Below are 18,268 nucleotides of genomic sequence, written 5' to 3'. Positions count from 1 at the left end.
CTCATAACCTGAAGGTCACAGGTTCAAATCCTGTCCCCGCAACCAGACTTTCTATCAAGATATCAACGGCTTAGGCCGATGCAAGGCGCCCCACGGGGCGCTTTTTGCATTTGCAACACCGCACAACATCTTTCCGCGCGATTCCAAAGGCTTACAGTCGTTCCGATTTCTTCCGTGCAACACCCATGCGACACGGAAATGGCCGGATGTTCGTGGGACGTTCCTTCGGTTGATCGGGTTGTCTCCCTACTGGCCAAAGCACGTCCCCATGGTCAGCTTGCTGATGGCGGCATGGGCGCCCACGAGGTGCTGGTCCTTCGGCAAGTCCCAAGTCGGGAACAGCCCGGCGACGGCCGCCATGTGGTCCTCCAACTCGCTGATGACCATGGTAATGTTCCGCGTGCCCTTATAGTCCTCGGCCGACCTCCGGAGGTCGGCGCACAGGGCTATGACCGCCGCATAGTTGCGCATAGCCTGAAGCTTGCCTGCTTCCTTGCTGTCCTGGACCAGAAGCCCGAGGCCATCCAGCACAGCGCGAATGTCCCGCTCCATCATGCCGCCACCGTTGCCACGCCATCCAGCCGAACAGCGACGCCGGTGACGCCATTCCCGGCGGCCTCGGTGGCCACGCCCACAGGGAAGCGCCCAGCGCCCGGCACGTTGATGTTCTTTGCCGTGTTGTCCCAGGCAACGCGCGCGCCAACGGTCAGCACTGCTGCGGTGGCCTTGGGGAGTTTGTAGACGCCCGTGGTCGCCAGTTCGAGGGGATCGCCCTCGGCGGCCGAGTAGGCGGCGACGCCGAAGATGCTGCCGACGATCAGCCCTTCACCGGACGTGATGCCGCCTGCGGGCGTGGTCACGGTGATGACGTGGCCGTTCTGGATGTAGTTCTGCATGGTCAGAGTCCTTTTGAAGATTGGATGCGGACCACGGCAATACGTGCCGTGGTGCCTGTGATCTGGCGGTTGAGGTCGCCCAGCGCCGCTGCCATCTCGGCGTCGCTGGCATAGGTCACCCGCTTGCCGTCGTATTCGACAGTCCGGATGCCCTGATAGCGGGCGGCCATCAGGGCATCGCGCCAGGCGGTGAGTTGGGCGAGGTCGGCCACGTCACGCCCCGGGATTCTGGAACCAGCCGCGGTGGTCGATGAAGCCCGCGCCGAAATCGAGGATCACCCGGATCTCGACGCCGTCCACATCCCACCCCGACCGGCTTTCCACCTGGGGCCCTTCGTTGCCCGAGAGATAGGCGAACTCGAGGCCGTCGATCTCGCCGGGGTCTGCCGTCACATACCAGCGGGTCGCGCTGGTCAGGCGCGGTTCGACCACCAGCGACATGGCACCCGAGAAAGGGTTCACGTCGGCGGCGGTGGCGGGTGCGATGGTCGCCAGCCACTTCTCGGCCACGGTCTCCAGCGCGGGCGGCACCAGCAGGTTCTTCGGCGTCACGCGGATCACGCGGCCCTCGATGCCCTTCTGCGTCCGCAGGGCTAGACGTGCAGCGGACAGGGTGGTGTCCGAGATCACAGCACCAGTTGTTGCCCGGTTGCCGTGATCGACATGGAACAGCGCCTTGTTGTCCGACAGGGTCGGCCCGTTGCCGCTGTTCGCCTCCAGCAGGGTGACAAGGATCCGTGCCTCGGTTTCTGCCGCCCCCTGGCCCATCCGGCGCGCAAGGTCCGAAAATGCGCCGAGGTCGTCGTTCACCAGCACCTGCCGGGTGATGCCGATCTTCTTGGCCCAGGTCTCGACCTTGTAGGCCTCGCGCGCCTCGGCCATCGTCCCGGCCTTGATCTCGCCCGCCTCGTTCAGCTTCTCCAGGAGTGGCGCCTCTCCCAGCATGATCTTGTTCACCGCCCGGAAATCCCGCGCCGAGGTCTGGCGGCCAAGGCGGCGGATGCCGGATGGTGCAGCCTGGTAGGCATCCCGCAACACGCGGCCCACGGTGTTGCCGAGGATGATCGGGAAGTCGGATGTCGTGTGAAGGGCACGGGTCACAAGGCTGGCAGGCGAGAGCGCCAACGTGGACTCGCCGCGTAGGGTCAGCAGTTCCTTGGCCATGTCCACTGGCGTGGCATAGGCATAGCGGCGCGCCGGTTCGCTGAGGTCGTGGCGCGGGTTGATGCGCGCATAGAGGGCCTCGCCCATCTGACGCGCGCGAAGGGCCGGGTCGTCCTGGCTGTCGCCCATCTCGACGCGGACCTGCTCGGAGCGGATCGTCGGCGCGCTGCGGGTCGCCAGCGCCTCGAAGGCTGCGCGACGCGCGGTGTCTGCATCAGCTGCGGCGTCGATCTGGTCATCGATCCAGGACTGGTCCAGCCCGGCGATGCGGGCGATGGAGCGGATCTCGGTGTTGATCGCGGCGCGGGTCTGCGTCTCGGGCAGGGCAAGCGTGATGGTGGTGTCGGTCATGTGGGTCTCCATGCGGATGTGGGCGCCGGGGTCGGCGGGCGTCGGCACCAGGGAAATCTCGTGGGGCGTCCAGCGCACGGCGGTCAGCACCCGCGCGCCGCTTTCGGTGGTCTCGGCCCATTCCTCGACCGAATAGCCGACCGAGACATGGCGCAGGATCCCGGACAGGACGTCCTGCCAAAGCGGTTCGACCTCAGGGCGGGACGAGAAGCGGATCAGCGCCGTGCCGCGCTGGCCGTCGACGCTGGCGGATTGCACGCTGCCCAGCACATCGCGGACGGCAGATTGCCGGTGGGCATCCAGCACGCTGGCCCCTTGAAGGCGCGACAGGTCCACCGCCTCGGGCGCAAGGCTGAGGCGTTCGACATACTGGCCAGCCATGTCGCGGCGGCGCACGGCCGCACCGGTGGACCAGATCACTTCGACAGTGCGGGCGTCGCGATCAGCACTGGCCGGGGCCAGGTCGGCGCGGCGGGTCAGCAGGATGACGGTGTCATTCATCGGCGGTATCCTCCTTGGCGGCAGGCGGTGCGCCGAAGTTCAGGCCCAGCGCATCCGACCGCGCCTTGTCGGCGGCAATCTCGGCATCGACCTGTTCGGCGTCGTAGCCCCGTTCGGAAATCGCCTGCGTCCGGCTCTTGAGACCGGCGTTGATCGCAAGGATCTCGGCCTCGACGTCCTTCTTGGGATCGACGTAATCGAACTTGGGCGGGAGCCATTCGCAGGCGAGATAGGCCGCAGGATCGCGGTCGAAGTCCCGCGCGGGCAGATCGCCCGACAGCACCGCCAGGCGCACGAACCGCTCCCAGACCGGGCGGCAGAACAGATGGACGACGACATTGTGCTGCAACTGCTCGACCCGGCGGCGAAACTCGATCAGCCCGGCGCGGATCGAGGAATAGGTCACGCCCTCCAGATCGCCCGAGACCAGCTCGTAGGGCAGGCCCATCCCGGCAGCGACGGCGCGCAGGTGGTTCTTCACGAAGGGCGCATAGGCATCGTGCTCGGTCGGGTTGGAAAATCGGATGTCGGTGCCGGGCGGCAGGGGGATCAGGCTGCCGGGTTCCATGCCCACTGTCAGCGCGCCGTTGCTGTTTGTGCCGCTCAGGCCGCCCGCCGTGCCATCCGGATCGGTGATGAAGCCGGTGAACAGGGCTGCGACCTTGGCCTTGACCAGCGCGGCGTCCTCGAACTGGTCCAACTCATGCAGCCGCAGCAGCACTGGAGCGAGCCAAGTGATCCCGCGCAACTGGCCCGCGGCGAGCGGCTTGAACAGGTGCAGGCAATCGGTGGCAGGTAGGCGCAACGGTTCCAGCCGCAGGGAGGTAAGCGGATCGCCAGGCCGGTCGCGCGTTACCCAATAGGCGGTGCGTTGCCCAGCGCCATTGAACTCGATCCCCGCCCGGATGCGTGCGCCACCACCGATATCGCGGTGCAGGTCGAGCGGCACCTGGTCACGGTCCAGCAGGTCGATGTGCAAGGGAACGGTGGCCGCATCCGGCACCACACGCAGCCGTGCGAAACTCTCGCCGCCCTCGACCATCGCCCGCACGGCCATGGCCTGCAGCCCATAGAAGTCGGCCAGCCCGCCCGGATCGGCATGATCGGTCCAGCGCAGCCACAGCACCTGAAGCCGTTCGCGCACCGCGCGGTCGGGATGGGTGGACTGCGGCTTGATGCCTGCGCCGACGACATTGCCCACCAGGCTGTCCACAGCGGCCGCGACCCAAGGGTTATTCCGCGCATACCATCCCGCACGTCGCGCCGCAGTAGTCGCGCCCGCGAGGATAGCCGTGTTCAGCCCATCGACCGTCCGCGCCCCCTCCCAACGCCGACCGCCACCCGCGGCGTCAAAGCCGCGCGTGCGCGTGAACCCGAAAAGGCGATGAAGGAGCGTCCGCATGGCGCGGATTGTCTCATTTCCAGCGCCTCCGGGGTATCAGAGAGGTTGGGAAAGGTCGGGAAGGGCCGGAAACGAATCGGAATTCTCTGGACGCGGCAGTGGCATTCAGCCCCTATTCCTTCGCCACGACGGTATCGTAAAGCCCGTAGTGGGTCAGCCCTTCGTGGCTGTCGATGCCGGTGTACCGGAGCGAGGCATCCTCATACCGGCGGAAAGCAAACACCGCCTGGTTCATCTGCTCCGTGTTGAAGACCTTGAGGCGCACCAGAAGGTGGAAATCCTGCACAGTCAGGCCTGTGACGGTCAGGAACAGTTCGGGCTCCAACTTGGTAATCACGTCCTGGAGCGTGTTCTCGCGGAAATCGGTCAGGTACATGAACGCGGGGATCCGCGTCGCGAACTTGATCAGCTTCTCCTGCACCTTCTTTCGCGCGGACTTGTACTCCTTTTCCTCGTCGGTGAGTTCCTTCTTCTCCTTGTCCGTCAAGTCCCCGGATTTTGCCTTGTTCTTGAGGTCTTTGACCTTCTCGCTCTTGTTGATGATGGTCTCGATGATGTTGTCGCCCAGCGCCCGCCAGCCTTCGATGCGCTCAACAGCAGCCATAGCCTCGGGGTTATCCATGATCCGGCGCAGCGTGTCGTTGTCCACATTCACCAGCAGCGCGCTTTCCCATTTGCGCGCCAGCAGCGTGGCCGACGTGCCCGCCATCGCGATATCGAGGATGCCACCGGCATCGATCTGCGTCATGTTGGCACCGTCGTATGCCAGTACCGGCAAGAACGAGACCAGATCCCTTACGGCGTTTTCCGGGTTCGCTTCATTGGGTGACAGGCCGATGCCGTATTCGGAAAGCTGCCGAAGGGCCCGAGTCGGCGCGAAGTCGAACACGAAGCAGGCTGGCTTGAGGATTTCCTCCTCATTCGGGTTGTCGCCGTTCGGGTTCTTGATTGACCACGGCGACTGCACACGAAACGCCGCCTGGAAATAGGTTTCGGGCGATTTCAGGTTGCGCAGCATAAGAATGGACGACCACTGCGCCACCGTCACGCCGGTGGTCAGCTTTCCGCAGGACAGGGTGATGGTCTTGGTGTCGAACCCACTGCCGATGGCCTTACGCACCGGCGGCAGCGCCTCGAGGCCGATGCCAGCCGAAGCACCGGCTGCGACGACGACCGTGTATTCATGCCAGAACGTGTTGTGCTTCTCGGCTAGCAGGCTGGCCATTGCGTGGCAGGCCGCAACGTTTGGCAGAAACCAGAAGGAGTGTTGGAGGTACGGCAGCAGGCGCACGTCGGAATAAGGGAACGGCGGACGGGTGCCGGTCTTGAGGTGTTCGACAGCCCTCGGCGCATACTGGCCCCGGATGATGTCCAGCCATTTCTGCACATCGCTCTTGTGCTTGAACTGTGCCGCACTGTTTGTCCCTGTCGCCGCGAAGAACTCGTTCAGATCGAATTCGTCGAACTCGCCCGAACTTGCCACGGCCACCAATTCGTCGGGCATCTGGTAGGTCAGCAGCCGCATCTGCGGCAAGGCACCGTAGGGGTTCCACTTGTCGGGGTTCTTTACTGCAAACTCGGCCTTGGCGCGCTGTTCGTCGGTGTAGGTCCAGTTGAAGATCTGCTCTTCGATGAACTCGCCCGTGGCCAGCGCCTTGAAGGGCGTGCCCGAGAGGTAAAGGTAGGCCTTGGTTGTGATGGGAAGGAAGTCCGCTTCCTTCTGCGACAGGACGTTCAGGTCCTCGTTCACGTCATCCAGCCCGGCCGCGTATTCCAGTTTGGCTTCCTTCTTGGAAACCGCTTCGTCCTCGCCCTCGAACAATTCCTTCGCGGTGTCGCGCCACGCCCCGAAATGGTATTCATCGAACACCACGAGGTCCCAGTTCACCTGGTGCAACCATCCGTTTCGTGGCTTGATGTTCCCGGCCGCATCCCGGCCGAGCAAGTCCTGAAACGAACCGAAATAGACGACCGGCTTCGTGGGATCGATCTGTGTGGGGTCGCTGCCAGAGGATCGCGACAGGTATTGCCAGCCGTCAAAGTCCGCATGGCTTTCAAGATCGGTCTGCCAGGCGTCCTCGACAGCTGGCTTGAAGGTCAGGACCAGCACCCGCTTGGCGCCCATCTTCCTTGCCAGCTGGTAGGACGCAAAGGTCTTGCCGAAGCGCATCTTCGCGTTCCACAGGAAGCGTGGGACGGCATGCATGTCCTCGGACCAGCGTGAATGGAAATAGGCGTGCGTGACCCGCACCGCCTCGGCCTGTTCCCGGCGCATGGGGAAGGTCTGGTGGCGGTTGCCGCTGAGCTTCTTGCCGGTGCGCAGTTCGGTCAGCACGGTCGCTACGTCGGCCACCGTGCAATGCATCCATTCAAGCTGGCTTTTGACAAAGCCCTTCCGGGCCAGAGCGGCGCGGACATCGTGATCGGAAAAGATCGAGCCGTCGTCGCGTTCGGCAGGCGCATCTAGTTCGATGCGGAAGTTCTGGATGGCGGCTGTGCGAAGCTGCTCGGCCACGCGGTTTTTCACATTCCGCGTGGTCTGACCCACCTTGAGAAGCCCGGCATGAGCCTCATCGGCAATCGAATAGGCGTAAATGCGTGGGCGTGCTTCGGGCCTTGGGGCGAGGATTTCATCAATTGTGGGCTTACTCATCTTCACCGCCCATAGGACGGATCAGGCTGTTGATGAACAGAATTTCATCGTCAGTTATTCCATACTTCTGATACAGACGTTCGTCCGTCCAATCCTCTGTCCAAGACTGCTGAGGGACCCAAGAATATGTTGAGCGCAAGGCATCCTGTGTGATTTTTCGCAGAGAGACAAGGAAGCGAAAAAGGCGAGTGCGATAGTAGCTGGCAAAACTCTGCGCGCTCTCCTGAGATTCAAAAGGCGAAACAGTCAGATATGACTGGGTGCAAGCTGATGGGGGAGCGGCAACTATTTCCTTCCCAAGAATCTGGTGCGGGAAGGACTCTCCCGCGCCATATGCTTTAGGTACGAGAACTTTCCACGTGTCGATCGCACCTGCATTCTTGCGAATATCGTCGCGCTTCATATAGCCAATAGTTCGCTTTCCGCGATTTATCAGATGAAGCGCGATCTGGCCGCCAAGGTTCTGATTTGACCATCCCTCATAGTTTGTGGCAATACCAAATGGGGTATCGCCCGATATCAGATCAACAATCGATTTTTCACCGAGGGCGCGAACTTTTCTCAAAATCCCAAGAGAGCGTTCATCGCGCACCAAGACATCAAACTCATTCAGTTTACGATCCTTCTGAAGGTGCGATTCGCCTGATAAAATTCGCGTAAGATCACAGGTACCTTTGTGAGATCCATCCCAAAGGAAGAAGCAAACACCACCTTTGATTTGAACTCCCGGAAATGCTTCACCAGAGTCCGGAAAGTCTGTCAAAAAGCGAAGGTTGCCGCCAGTTAACATTTGAGCCCGAAAGTCGTCGAGTCCGCGCCCACCCGCCATCCACCTGGAAGGGACAACCATGCTTACATATCGTGGTTCAAGATTTATGGCTTGCTGCACGAACAGATGATAAATTGATGAATCGCTGGTGCCGCCAGCACCACCAGACATCTGGTAAGGCGGATTTCCAACAATAACGTCGAACTGCATGTTGCCTCCAAAAATCTCAGCGATCCGAGACTTCACATCATCGGTGTGGATGAACGCATAAGCGTAGTTTTCCAAGTCTGCGCCGCGATCAAGAATCGTTTTGGGCGCCCCACAGTAGACGCACTTTGTGTCGCGCCATGTGTGCTCAACCCTTTGAAACCAAATATTCCCGTTTGAGTTCGAGAAGCTTCTTGCGACGGAATGTGGCCCGTTTGCATGCTTCGAGCAGTATAGACTGCGTCTGGAAAGCAAGCTGGTCAGATTAGTGATTCCGATGCCAAAGACCTGCTTGGTCAAGATATGATCTACGCGATTCTGGACGTTCGGGATTTCAGAGGCCAGTCCAGCTGTCAATCGGCTTGTTATTTCCCGCAGAAATACGCCTGATTTGGTGAACGGGTCGAGAAACTTCACCTGGCTGTCGGCCCAGATGTTTGCGCCACCATGGTCGGCTGCCCAAGCAGCTGCCACAGTATCCAACATGCGGTTCGCAAACTCGGGCGGGGTGAACACCTCGTCGTTCGACAGGTTCGCGATGCAGGTCAGCACATCCGGGTTGCGCCCGCGCAGGGTAAAGCTCACTTGGGTGTTCATGCAGCCTCCTGCGGGGTGCCGTCATGGGCGGCGGCCAGATCGCGCACCGTCATCGTCGGCCAGGTCTTGATCGGGGTGAAGATCTCGTGCTTGCCAAGATGGGCGAACAGCGATCCCTCGGCGCTGAAGGACGATGACCCGGTCAGCACATCCAGTCGGAAATCACGGCGCTGGAACCTGCCCTTGCCCAGATAGCCCCATTCGGCAAAGGTGATCGGCAAGCCATCCTGCGCCCGCATTGTCAGCGCATCGCCATGGACGAGGTTCTGCGACAGCACGAAGAAAGCTGCGCGATACAGGTCGTCGCTCTCATCGATGTTCAGATACTCGGCCAGCACATCGAGCATGTTGGCCCGGCATTCCGCGATATTGTCGGCCAGAAGCTCGATGCCGTAGGTGCACATCAGCCCCAGCAGGGCGTAGTGCCGCTTTTCAAAGTCGTGCTTGCCGAACTTTGTCTCAACAGCGGCCAGTTTCCGTTGAAGAACCCGGATCAGAAAGTTGCCGCTGCCACAGGCAGGTTCAAGAAACCGCGAGTCAATACGGTCGGCCTCGCCTTTGACGAGGTCGAGCATTGCATCAACAAGCCAACCTGGGGTGAAGACTTCCCCATGATCGGCAACACGCTTCTTGGACTTGATCAGGCTCATGCGAAATTCATGACAGATTGGTTCCGTGCGGTAAATGCGTTCATGGCGGTGCGGCGACTGCTACTGCCGCTATTTCCATGAGCAACAAGGGGAATTTGCCTGACGATAGACGATCAGACGCGCAGAGTCATCCCATCCACACCGACCGGATTGCACTGCGCACTGGCCGTGCGGCTGCGACGCCCATCCTCTCCGCCTCCTCGTTCAATCGCATCCCCATGCTGATCAGGCCATGCAGGGCGGCGTGGGCGTAGACGAAGGTGTCAAGCGCCTCATTGCGTTCGCCGTCGCGTTTGGGCTGCCAGGAGCGGATCGGGCGGCCCTTCTCGAAGCGGGTGACGACGCGTTCGGCAGTCAACTGGCGGAAGTAGTCGGCGTCGAGGCGGCGGGGGAAGTGGATGGCACCGGGGCCGGGTTCTGTCAGTTTCAGGCGGGCGTAGACCGCGTCCTTCACGGCATCTACGCCGACGATGAAGAGCGGGATCTTTGCCTTGTTGCTGCGGGTGGGACGGCGCGGCCAGACCGGGATGCCGGGGCCACCGCGCCCCTTGATCGCCCAGATGCGGCGGGCGAGGCGGGTGCGGCAGAACTCGTAGGCCATCTTGGTGTGATGGCCGCCGGTATCCACAGCAACGGCGCGCACGGGGAGGTCGCCATAGGTGCCGTTCAGAACGCCATCCAGGTCGGACCAGAGGCGTGGGCCGGAAGGGTCGCCCCACAGGACGCGATAGTCGATCACCCATGCTTCCTCGTCACGGCCCCAGCCGACGATCTGCGCCTCGATCCGGTCGCCTTGGACATCGACGCCTGCGGTCAGCACGGCCACGCCGGGGGCGAGGTCGCTGCCCCAATCCTCGCGCCGTGCCATGAGGGGATCGGCAGGGACGGTGTCGCCCGCCTGGTCCTCCCAGGACTCGCCCAGTTTGGTGTTGACCCAGACTTGTAGGCGCGAGGGATCCTTGGCCACGCGGGCATGTTCCTGCGCGATCTCGGCCCAAGTTTCCCATGGCGAATAGAGCGAAGACAGGTGGAACCCCGCCGTGCGACCATCGCCCAGCGCGGTCGGCCGCCATTCGCCAGCGGACATCAAGCGCGACTTTTCGTGCTCATGATGCACGCCACCGCAGGCCTCACAGACCAGATAGGCCGCGTCGCGCTGCCCCTCGGGCCAGCGGATGCGCGCCCATGTGATCGGTGCCATGTCGCCGCAATGCTGACAGGGCACATGGAAATACCGCTGGTCGCTGTCGAGATAGGCTGCTTCGATGCGGGAATGACCTTTCAGGGTGGGCGTCGAGACCATGTAGATCTTGCGCCGCCCGCGAAACGTCGTGGTGCGCTGGATCGCCAGATCGACGGGGTCACCCTCGCCATCGGCATCACCGGGATAGCCGTCCACCTCGTCCAGGAACAGATAGCGCACCGGGGTGGACCGCAGGCCGACGGCGCTGTTCGCCCCGGTCATCACCAGCTGGCCGCCGGGGAAGGATTTGCGGAACAGGCTGTTCCCGGCATCGCGCGACCTCGGGGCCGATACCAGATCGCGCAGGGCAGGGGTGGCCTCGATCAGCGGATCAATCCGCACGGTGGTGTTGCGGCGCACCATGTCGAGCGAGGGCATGACCAACATGGCGATGCCGGGGGCGTTCTGGATGATGTAGCCGAGCCAGTTCAGCCCTGCCTCGGAGCCACCCGTCTGCGCGCCCTTCATCAGCACGACGCGTTCATAGGGGCTGGAGGTGGACAGGGCGTCCATAACAGCGCGCAGATAGGGCGTGCGGTCGGTGCGCCAGCGCCCCGGTTCTGCCGAGGTCGGCGGCAGGATGCGATGCCGGTCGGCCCAGTCCGATACCGGGATCGGCGGTTCCGGGCGGATGCCGCGCCGCCAGGCGAGATCAATTTCAGGCACCATCGCCAAAACTCCCCAGCGGCATGTCGGCCAGGTATTCGAGATGCTCGCGCATCATCCGGTCGAGGGCGGCGAAGGTGGCACGCGGATCGGCCCCGACCTCGGCGGCCAGCAGCGGTGCTGTGCGCTGCACCCAAGCCATGTGCGCATCACGTTCGGCACGGGCGCGGGCGAAAACCGTGCGTGTAGCGGCGAGAGTTTCGACCAGTTGACCCTGTTCGCGTTCGAACGCCAGCTTGGCGCGCTGCACTTTCACGATCTCATGCAGCCGCTTCGCCTCGGCCAGCGTGGTCGAGACGCGGGCGGGCGATGAAGGGGCGGCGAAAGCACCACCCTTGTTGCGACGCGACGGATCAAGATTGTCCTCGATCCATGCCAGCCCCTCTGCCACATCGATCTGACCATCGGGTCGCACCGGCAGGCCATCGGCCACCAACTGCGAGATGCGGCCCTTGGTCAGGCCGACCCGCGCGGCGAAGGCGGTCTTGGTTTCAGAGGCGTTGAGTTTAGTCAATTTCGCCCCCTGACGCTGGCGGGGTCATGCGCTGCGCTCCCCCGCATACGAATTGGCCCGGGAGGAACCGCCGCGCTCCCGATCATTGCCGATTGATGCCCCTCAGACCGGTCCGCGCGGCGCGGCGGATGACGCAACAATGACGCGGGAATGACGGGTTTCGGGGCGTAAGCCGTTGATAGTGTTGAGATGACGCACCTGCCCGGGGAACATTTTATATAGGGGGTAATCTGAACCTTCGGGGTTGGGTGGTTTTCCCCCTTTATCAAAAAGGTTGGAGCCAAGTGCGTCATCTCAACACTATCAATGGGTTGCGTGCCAAAGTCCGTCATTCTTGCGTCACCACTGCGTCACTGTGATGCCGAGGAAGAACCGGCCTGAGCTTGTGCGCTTGTGCTGGATCCCGGCCACCTGTGCCTGGACGCGCTGGACGAAGCCGTTGATCGCGGGGATCTTCTCGGGCTTGAAGCCCTCGGCCTGCGCCCAGTTCTGGAACCTGAGGTGCGCATCGCGGGTGGCGAGCATCGGGCCGCCGTTCACGATGGGCACGACCTTCACACAGGCGTCGATCCAGGCCAGCACCGGGTCTTCGCCCAGCACCCACTCGATCAGCGCCTCGCGGCAGCTTTCCGGGATGGCGAAGTTGCGCTGGCGGATCAGGCGCGACGCCCCTTCGACGGCCCATGCCAGCAGCAGGTCGGCTTCCTCGGAGGCGATGCGCTTGCCGATATCCTCGATCCGCTCCTCGAGGGGAATGGTGCGGGTGAAGGGGATCAGCAGCAGGCGGCGCTGCACGCCCCGGTCCACGCCGCCCTTGAAGCTGGGCAACTGGTTCGCGGCGAACAGGTTCTGCGCCACAGACCGGAACTCCACCCGGCTCTTGTAGACATCGCGCCCCTCGATCGGCTCGCCGGTGACGACGGATTTGAAGATGTTGGAGGCGATGGCCTCGGGCGACAATTCGTCGGAGGCGTTCAGGAGTTTCCCGACCAGCCCGGTGACGTGCCGCTCATCACCCATCTTGGCAGCGGGGACGCAGCAGATGGCGCTGGCGGGCAGGAGGCCGCGCGCGAGATCGAGGATCTGGCTCTTGCCGTTCTCTGCGGTCTTGCCATGCAGCACGACGGCGCGCGGCTGAACCAGGCGCGTGGCATAGCCCAGCGCGGCCGAACCACAGACCTCGGCCAGCAGATCGCATTTGGCCTGAGCGTCCGGGTCGCCCCTGAAGCTGCCGGTCAGCAGACGGCGCAGCATCGAGCCTTCGGGCGGGATGCCAGAGGTGCCAGGGGCCCAGCGACCGGGGAGGGTGTGGCGGCAGCGGTGATTGCGGTGATGCGGTTCCAGATGCGGCGTGCCGGTCGCATCGAAGCGCAGGAAGCCCGAGGCGCAGTTGATGCCAGCGGGCGGGGTGTCGAAGAACCCAGGCTCGGCGCAGAGGGCGGCACATTCGTGCAGGACAGAGTTGACGCGGGTCTGGGTCAGCTTGACGTTCGAGGGCTCGCCCGCGGGCGTCTCGAAGCTCGCTCCGTCATAAGCATGGACCGGCAGGCGCAATTCGTGGGCCGGGATCGCCTCCCAATGGGTGCCTATATAGCGCCAGAACTCGCCTTCGGCGTGGACAATGCGGCCATGGCGTTCGGTCAGATCCTCGCGCACCCGCTTCGCCATCTCCACGTCCGACCCGATATAGAGGCGTTTGCGCCCCTGATCGGCCTGGTCCGGGCGAAAGAGTTCAGCCCCGGCGATCCGGTTGCGAACGGCCTCCTCGCCCTCGCGCAGCAGCACGTCGTTGAAGTCCTGATCCTCGGGCGGTGTCGCGATCATCACCGTCAGCCCGCGCAGGGCGAGGGCGGTGGCGGCGCGGGTGATCATTCCCTCGGCCTTGCTTCCGGGCGCGTCGCCATCGCGGGCGATGATCACCGTGGCCTTGTCGGGAACGGGCGCGCGGCCGATGTTCGAGACGCCGAGGCAGGCCCAGACCTCCTGACCGGTGGCCTGCCAGACTGACAGCGCGGTTTCGACACCTTCGCAAAGCACCAGAGGTTCCCGCCCCGGCAGGCGCACGGCGGAACGTTCGCCCCAGCCCTCGACAGCCTTGTTGGTGCGCTTGACGGGATTGACCGGGGCCTTCTTGCCCTCGGCCGTCAGATAGACCTGCTGGATCGCCAGTACCTCGCCGGCCGCATCGGTCGCCAGCGCGACCATCGCGCCATGGCTGCCATAAGCGTTCCGGCGAAAGCGGATGCAGTCTGGCGGCTGAACGGTGATCCCGCGCCCCGCCAGATAGGCATGGGCCGGTGTGCCATTCGGAACCTCGGTCTGGCGCACGATCTCTGCGACCTTGGCTGCGAGTTGGGCTTCCGACAATTCCACGGTGCGGGCTGGGCCAGATGCCGGGGCCTTGGCGGGTTTGATGGCGGCAGGTTTGGCGGCGGTCCAGGAGGCAGGCATTTCCGCATCGCCCAGCCAGTTGCGCGCCCAGTCCCATGCAGCCTTTTCGTCCATCCCGAAGTGATGACGGATCAGTTCCGGCCCAGCGCCGCCCGTTCCGGCCTCATGGTCATACCAGCGCCCGGCGTCCTTGCCCGCGATTTCCACCGCGATGCTGCCCTTGGTCCCGAAGCGCAACTGCTGCGCGCTGGACAGGGGGCGGTTCGGGGTGCCGAGCAGTTCTACCGCAAGATCGGCGATCCGGTCGTTCAGCAGTTCCGCCACCCGGGACACGGACATGCGCCGGGACGTACGACCTTTGCGCGTGGGCGGCACGTCGTTGAAGTCGAGCGGATTGTCCTGAAGGGTCATGGGGCAGGGGTTCGCTATTCAACTGATGGAAGTGGGGCCCGCGAGTGGATCGCGGACCTCAGGACATTTGCGGCTGCCGTCACTCGCCCGGGGTGAAACGCTCCTGCTGTGCGATCCAGTTCAGCAGCGTGCTTTTGCGCGCGCAGATCACCGAACCCATCTTGAAATGCGGCATGCCCCTCGGGGCCTCGCCGGTCAGGTAGTAGACCTTGCGGCGGTGCTTCACGTCGCCGAACATGAACTTGGCGATCTCGTCCGCGCCGCGAAGGAGGTCATCGCCGAGCGTCACCTCGGTTGCGGTCTGATGAAGGTTCTCGACGGGGCCGGGGTGTTTGGTCATGGCTGGGTCTCCTTTCTAGCGCAGGGCTTCCTGCAGCAAGTGGGCGTCAAGTCCGTGGAGGCGGCGCCACGCGGCGCGAACCTGCATGCTGATGTTGATGCTGGCGGTGCTCAGCGCGTTGGCGCGGGTCGCGATGGCCAGCTTGTAGATGCGTTCGGCGGCGGTGGCCTGCGCCGGGGAAGATGCTTTCGAGAGTTTGGCGAGGCCCTGCGGACTTCCAGCTAGCCACGGCAGCATCTGAAATGTGTCCTTCGATGTCGCGTAGCCGATGATCAGCTCGTTCTTGCCGGGCGGCGCGTCGGGAAAGATGGTGGCGAAAAGGGGTGGCACCCGCAGGAACAGGAACTTCCGGTCGATCAGGTCGAGATGCCAGTCGTCCGGGGTTGATCGCACCAGCGGTCCCTCTTCGGGTGAGATGGTCCCCGCAATCGAGGTCGTCAGCGCAGCCCATGTGCCGGGACGTGTCTTGGCCATGGCCTCGGCCACGATGCGGATGTTCCAGGCGAAGTGTTCGCTGATCGCGGCACCGATCGCAGCGATCAGCACATCCTCCTCGCGCCACATCCGCTTGAAGCCGCCATGCTCCTTTGGGGTTTTCTGCGCCTGAATGGCACCGGCAGCTTGCAGGACACGCAGGCTGGGCAGGGGCATCCCCGATGCCGCCACCGCTTCCGCGTCGCCATGAAAGAGCGGTTCGGGCGCTTCCGCACCGTTCCGTTCGCTGGCTGTCATTGTCATGGGCTCCGATCATGAACTAGGGCTTTACACAAGCGACAATCCGTTGCAAGTGCATGTGATATGGTTCATATCACCAATTCACGGGCTTTGACAACTGGTCCCGTTTCTTACGCTCACGGAGGGAAATGATGGCCACAATCCGCAAACGCACGCTGCCTTCGGGACTGGTCCGCTGGCAGGTAGATTTCACCGACCAGGCAGGCAAACGCCGGTCCAAGCTGTTCCCGCGCCGCAAGGATGCGGATGTCTATCTGGTCAAGGTCCGCTCGCTGGTTGCCAACCACACCTATCTGGCCGACAGCGACAGCACGACGGTCGCCGATGCCGCGAAGGCGTGGCTCGACCATTGCGAGGTGCGCTGCAAGACCGGGCGGCGGATGGAACGGTCCACCCTGCGGGGCTACAGCGACTATGTGCGCCTACACATAACCGCGCCCGAGATCGGCATCGGTGACAAGCTGATCGCCCAACTGACCCGCCGCCATGTCAACGAGTTCCGCGACCGGATGCTGCTGAACGGTCGGTCCGAACACCTGACCCGCCGCGCGCTATCGGTGCTGAAGCTGGCGCTGGACCACGCCATCGACAACGGCCAGCTGTTCACCAATGCCGCCCAAGGCGTGCGGGTGATCAAGTCCAGCCGGATCGAGCACAAGGCCCCGGTGCCGACGAAGGAGGCGATCCGCGCCCTGATCGAGGCGGCCGACGAGGATTTCAAGCCACACTTGATCGTTTCGGCCTTGGGCGGGTTGCGCGCATCTGAACTGCGGGGCCTGCGCTGGCAGGACGTGGATTTCGACAAGGGCTTCCTCCACATCCGCCAGCGCGCCGATGCCTACAACCAGATGGGTGAGCCGAAATCGCGGGCAGGGTTCCGCGATATCCCGGCCGGGCCGATGGTGCTGAACGCCCTGCGCCGCTGGAAACTGCGCTGCCCGAAGAACGCCCTCGATCTGGTCTTTCCCGCGCCGCAGGGCGGGATCCTGCAGCACACCAAGACCCAAGCCCGGTTCCGCAAGCTGCTGGAGAAGGTCGAGGTCACCATGCGCTGGCACGACCTGCGCCACTTCGCCGTGTCGCTCTGGATCGAGCAGGGCTTCTCGATCAAGGAGATCATGACCTTCGCGGGCCATTCCTCGATCCAGATGACGATGGAGCGGTACGGCCACCTGTTTCCCTCGCCAGACCACCAGAAGGCGATGGCCATGGTCGAGGCGAAGCTGCTAGGTTAACGATTGTCAGACCCTCAGCATGTTAATCCAAAGGGTTGTTAGGTATACCCCATGGACCAAATCGCCGCTCCACTCGCCCGGGATTGCGCGGATCGGTTACTGCGCTACACTGCTGGCTGTATGACGGCAGGAGGGCCCGTGCCATTACGAAGCTGTTTATAATTGGCAACGGATTCGACATCCATCATGGGGTCAGGTCCAGATACACAGATTTTGCGGATTGGTTAGCGAACGTTGATCGCGAAGTGCACGCGGCCGTCGAAGAATACCTACCGACATGGGTCGACGCTGACGGCAAAGTGCAGAACGCCTGGGCCGATCTTGAGAACAACCTAGAACACTTCGACATTGACCAGCTTCTTGAGCACGGGTCGAACTTTCTGCCAAGCTATGGGGCTGACGACTGGAGTGACTCAGGCCACCACGACTTCGAATACGAACTCGACCGAGTGATCAGTTCCCTTTCAGTCGGCCTTCATAGAAACTTCGTGCGTTGGCTGGGCACTCTGAACATACCCAAACAAATCGCCTCCCCTGTCCGCCTCCTTGATCCCAAGGCTAAATTTCTCAACTTTAACTATACGCCTACGATTCAGAGGCTCTACGGCGCGGCGAATGTCCTACACATCCACGGCTCTTTGGCGGACCCGTCTTCTCAAATTGTGCTTGGGCACGGATGGAAACCAGGCGCCAATGACATCTGGGAGGACCGCATTGACGAAGACACGGACACGCGCGTTGCTGGTGGCTATCGCTTGATCGACGAATACTTCCGCAAGACCTTCAAACCGACCACAGAGATCATTCGGCGCAATCAGGCATTTTTCTTGGGACTTGACGATGTGTCCGAAGTCTACGTCTTTGGGCACGGGTTGGCCGACGTTGACAGCCCTTACTTTGCGGAGATGCTGAAACATTTACCGGAAGATGTGCAGTGGACAATTTCCTACCATGGCGGAGATCGCGAGCGCGAGAAAATTGAGGCGGCCGCCACTAAGATCGGGATACCGACAGGGCTGGCGCGCTTTGCCTTCCTCCGCGACCTCTAGTCTGCTCCATGGTCGCGCCGAAGCGGTTCGGATGATGCAACTACCGTATCTTTCCAACGGTTTGCGGCTGTTCCGTGCGACACGACGCCGACGTCACAAGCTCAAAAATCGGCTAAAAAGCGGAAATCACGAGACTATTCTGGATGCAGGGGTAGCCCTCATAACCTGAAGGTCACAGGTTCAAATCCTGTCCCCGCAACCACAATCCTCAATAAAATCAGCACGTTAAGCCTCGCACAATCGCGGGGCTTTTTGCCGTTCCCCGACGGCTCAACACCAACTCAACAAAAACGGGCTGCATGGGGAAACGGCGGCGAGACCGCGTCGCTGCAGGCGATTGACCCGGCTGACGGTAGGCGCATACTGGACAGATACCGACAAGCCGGGGTCCACCAGATGATCGAAGAAGAACCGAACATAGTCGTAAGCGCGACGTCGCGGCCCTATGCGGTGAGGCTTGACGGCTGTGCGTGCCGCCAGGGCATGAGGTCTTC

The 18,268-nt window shown here is 62.7% G+C and carries 15 protein-coding genes; 2 read left to right on the top strand and 13 right to left on the bottom strand.

The annotated features are described in order from the left end of the window. Positions 1-246: 246 nt before the first annotated feature. The 13 genes from FHD68_RS11975 to FHD68_RS11915 form a co-directional block, all read right to left on the bottom strand. Entirely contained in the window at positions 247-555 is a 309-nt protein-coding gene (locus tag FHD68_RS11975) for a hypothetical protein (RefSeq protein WP_139085841.1), read from the bottom strand. Then, positions 552-896, bottom strand: coding sequence for a DUF2190 family protein (locus FHD68_RS11970; RefSeq protein ID WP_139085839.1), 345 nt, complete (start codon positions 894-896; stop codon positions 552-554). Before FHD68_RS11970 ends, FHD68_RS11975 begins: the two co-directional genes overlap by 4 nt. Before the next feature lie 2 nt (positions 897-898). After that, positions 899-1,108 (bottom strand): phage head-tail joining protein, encoded by a 210-nt coding sequence (locus FHD68_RS11965; RefSeq protein ID WP_023912405.1) that lies wholly within the window; start codon positions 1,106-1,108, stop codon positions 899-901. Between the two features lies 1 nt (position 1,109). Beyond that, positions 1,110-2,912, bottom strand: coding sequence for a prohead protease/major capsid protein fusion protein (locus FHD68_RS11960; RefSeq protein ID WP_139085837.1), 1,803 nt, complete (start codon positions 2,910-2,912; stop codon positions 1,110-1,112). After that, positions 2,905-4,314, bottom strand: a complete 1,410-nt coding sequence (locus FHD68_RS11955; RefSeq protein ID WP_139085835.1) for a phage portal protein — start codon at positions 4,312-4,314, stop codon at positions 2,905-2,907. The genes FHD68_RS11960 and FHD68_RS11955 overlap by 8 nt, the downstream gene beginning before the upstream one ends. A gap of 112 nt (positions 4,315-4,426) precedes the next feature. Further along, positions 4,427-6,967: a GIY-YIG nuclease family protein gene (locus FHD68_RS11950; RefSeq protein ID WP_139085833.1), complete on the bottom strand. Its 2,541-nt coding sequence runs from the start codon at positions 6,965-6,967 to the stop codon at positions 4,427-4,429. Continuing rightward, entirely contained in the window at positions 6,960-8,540 is a 1,581-nt protein-coding gene (locus tag FHD68_RS11945) for an Eco57I restriction-modification methylase domain-containing protein (protein ID WP_139085831.1), read from the bottom strand. The genes FHD68_RS11950 and FHD68_RS11945 overlap by 8 nt, the downstream gene beginning before the upstream one ends. Further along, a complete protein-coding gene (locus FHD68_RS11940) occupies positions 8,537-9,190 on the bottom strand; it encodes an N-6 DNA methylase (protein ID WP_139085829.1) in 654 nt (217 codons plus the stop codon). The genes FHD68_RS11945 and FHD68_RS11940 overlap by 4 nt, the downstream gene beginning before the upstream one ends. A gap of 127 nt (positions 9,191-9,317) precedes the next feature. Then, positions 9,318-11,102, bottom strand: a complete 1,785-nt coding sequence (locus tag FHD68_RS11935) for a phage terminase large subunit family protein (protein WP_139085827.1) — start codon at positions 11,100-11,102, stop codon at positions 9,318-9,320. Further along, entirely contained in the window at positions 11,092-11,613 is a 522-nt protein-coding gene (locus FHD68_RS11930; protein WP_139085825.1) for a hypothetical protein, read from the bottom strand. The genes FHD68_RS11935 and FHD68_RS11930 overlap by 11 nt, the downstream gene beginning before the upstream one ends. Before the next feature lie 339 nt (positions 11,614-11,952). After that, positions 11,953-14,415, bottom strand: coding sequence for a DUF7146 domain-containing protein (locus FHD68_RS11925; protein WP_139085823.1), 2,463 nt, complete (start codon positions 14,413-14,415; stop codon positions 11,953-11,955). A gap of 79 nt (positions 14,416-14,494) precedes the next feature. Further along, positions 14,495-14,755: a hypothetical protein gene (locus FHD68_RS11920; protein WP_139085821.1), complete on the bottom strand. Its 261-nt coding sequence runs from the start codon at positions 14,753-14,755 to the stop codon at positions 14,495-14,497. A 15-nt stretch (positions 14,756-14,770) separates the two neighbouring features. Continuing rightward, positions 14,771-15,493 carry a hypothetical protein gene (locus FHD68_RS11915; protein WP_139085819.1) on the bottom strand — a complete coding sequence of 241 codons (723 nt, stop codon included), beginning with the start codon at positions 15,491-15,493 and terminating at the stop codon, positions 14,771-14,773. A 128-nt stretch (positions 15,494-15,621) separates the two neighbouring features. Between FHD68_RS11915 and FHD68_RS11910 the strand changes: the two genes are divergently transcribed. Next, complete coding sequence (locus tag FHD68_RS11910; RefSeq protein WP_139085817.1) at positions 15,622-16,725, top strand: site-specific integrase; 1,104 nt, start codon at positions 15,622-15,624, stop codon at positions 16,723-16,725. 35 nt (positions 16,726-16,760) lie between these two features. Beyond that, positions 16,761-17,774 (top strand): bacteriophage abortive infection AbiH family protein, encoded by a 1,014-nt coding sequence (locus tag FHD68_RS11905; protein WP_341872762.1) that lies wholly within the window; start codon positions 16,761-16,763, stop codon positions 17,772-17,774. Positions 17,775-18,268 lie beyond the last annotated feature (494 nt).

It is taken from the genome of Paracoccus marcusii, assembly GCF_006151785.1.
Taxonomy (GTDB): Bacteria; Pseudomonadota; Alphaproteobacteria; order Rhodobacterales; family Rhodobacteraceae; genus Paracoccus; species Paracoccus marcusii.
Note: the sequence above shows the minus strand (reverse complement) of the source record. Positions and strands in the feature narration are given on the sequence as shown.

Bases quoted from the DNA above. Each gene is read 5' to 3' on its own strand.
- FHD68_RS11935 (WP_139085827.1), bottom strand. From the start codon at position 11,102: ATGGTGCCTGAAATTGATCTCGCCTGGCGGCGCGGCATCCGCCCGGAA.
- FHD68_RS11955 (WP_139085835.1), bottom strand. From the start codon at position 4,314: ATGCGGACGCTCCTTCATCGCCTTTTCGGGTTCACGCGCACGCGCGGC.
- FHD68_RS11910 (WP_139085817.1), top strand. From the start codon at position 15,622: ATGGCCACAATCCGCAAACGCACGCTGCCTTCGGGACTGGTCCGCTGG.
- FHD68_RS11915 (WP_139085819.1), bottom strand. From the start codon at position 15,493: ATGACAATGACAGCCAGCGAACGGAACGGTGCGGAAGCGCCCGAACCG.
- FHD68_RS11960 (WP_139085837.1), bottom strand. From the start codon at position 2,912: ATGAATGACACCGTCATCCTGCTGACCCGCCGCGCCGACCTGGCCCCG.
- FHD68_RS11970 (WP_139085839.1), bottom strand. From the start codon at position 896: ATGCAGAACTACATCCAGAACGGCCACGTCATCACCGTGACCACGCCC.
- FHD68_RS11950 (WP_139085833.1), bottom strand. From the start codon at position 6,967: ATGAGTAAGCCCACAATTGATGAAATCCTCGCCCCAAGGCCCGAAGCA.
- FHD68_RS11975 (WP_139085841.1), bottom strand. From the start codon at position 555: ATGATGGAGCGGGACATTCGCGCTGTGCTGGATGGCCTCGGGCTTCTG.
- FHD68_RS11945 (WP_139085831.1), bottom strand. From the start codon at position 8,540: ATGAACACCCAAGTGAGCTTTACCCTGCGCGGGCGCAACCCGGATGTG.
- FHD68_RS11920 (WP_139085821.1), bottom strand. From the start codon at position 14,755: ATGACCAAACACCCCGGCCCCGTCGAGAACCTTCATCAGACCGCAACC.
- FHD68_RS11925 (WP_139085823.1), bottom strand. From the start codon at position 14,415: ATGACCCTTCAGGACAATCCGCTCGACTTCAACGACGTGCCGCCCACG.
- FHD68_RS11940 (WP_139085829.1), bottom strand. From the start codon at position 9,190: ATGAGCCTGATCAAGTCCAAGAAGCGTGTTGCCGATCATGGGGAAGTC.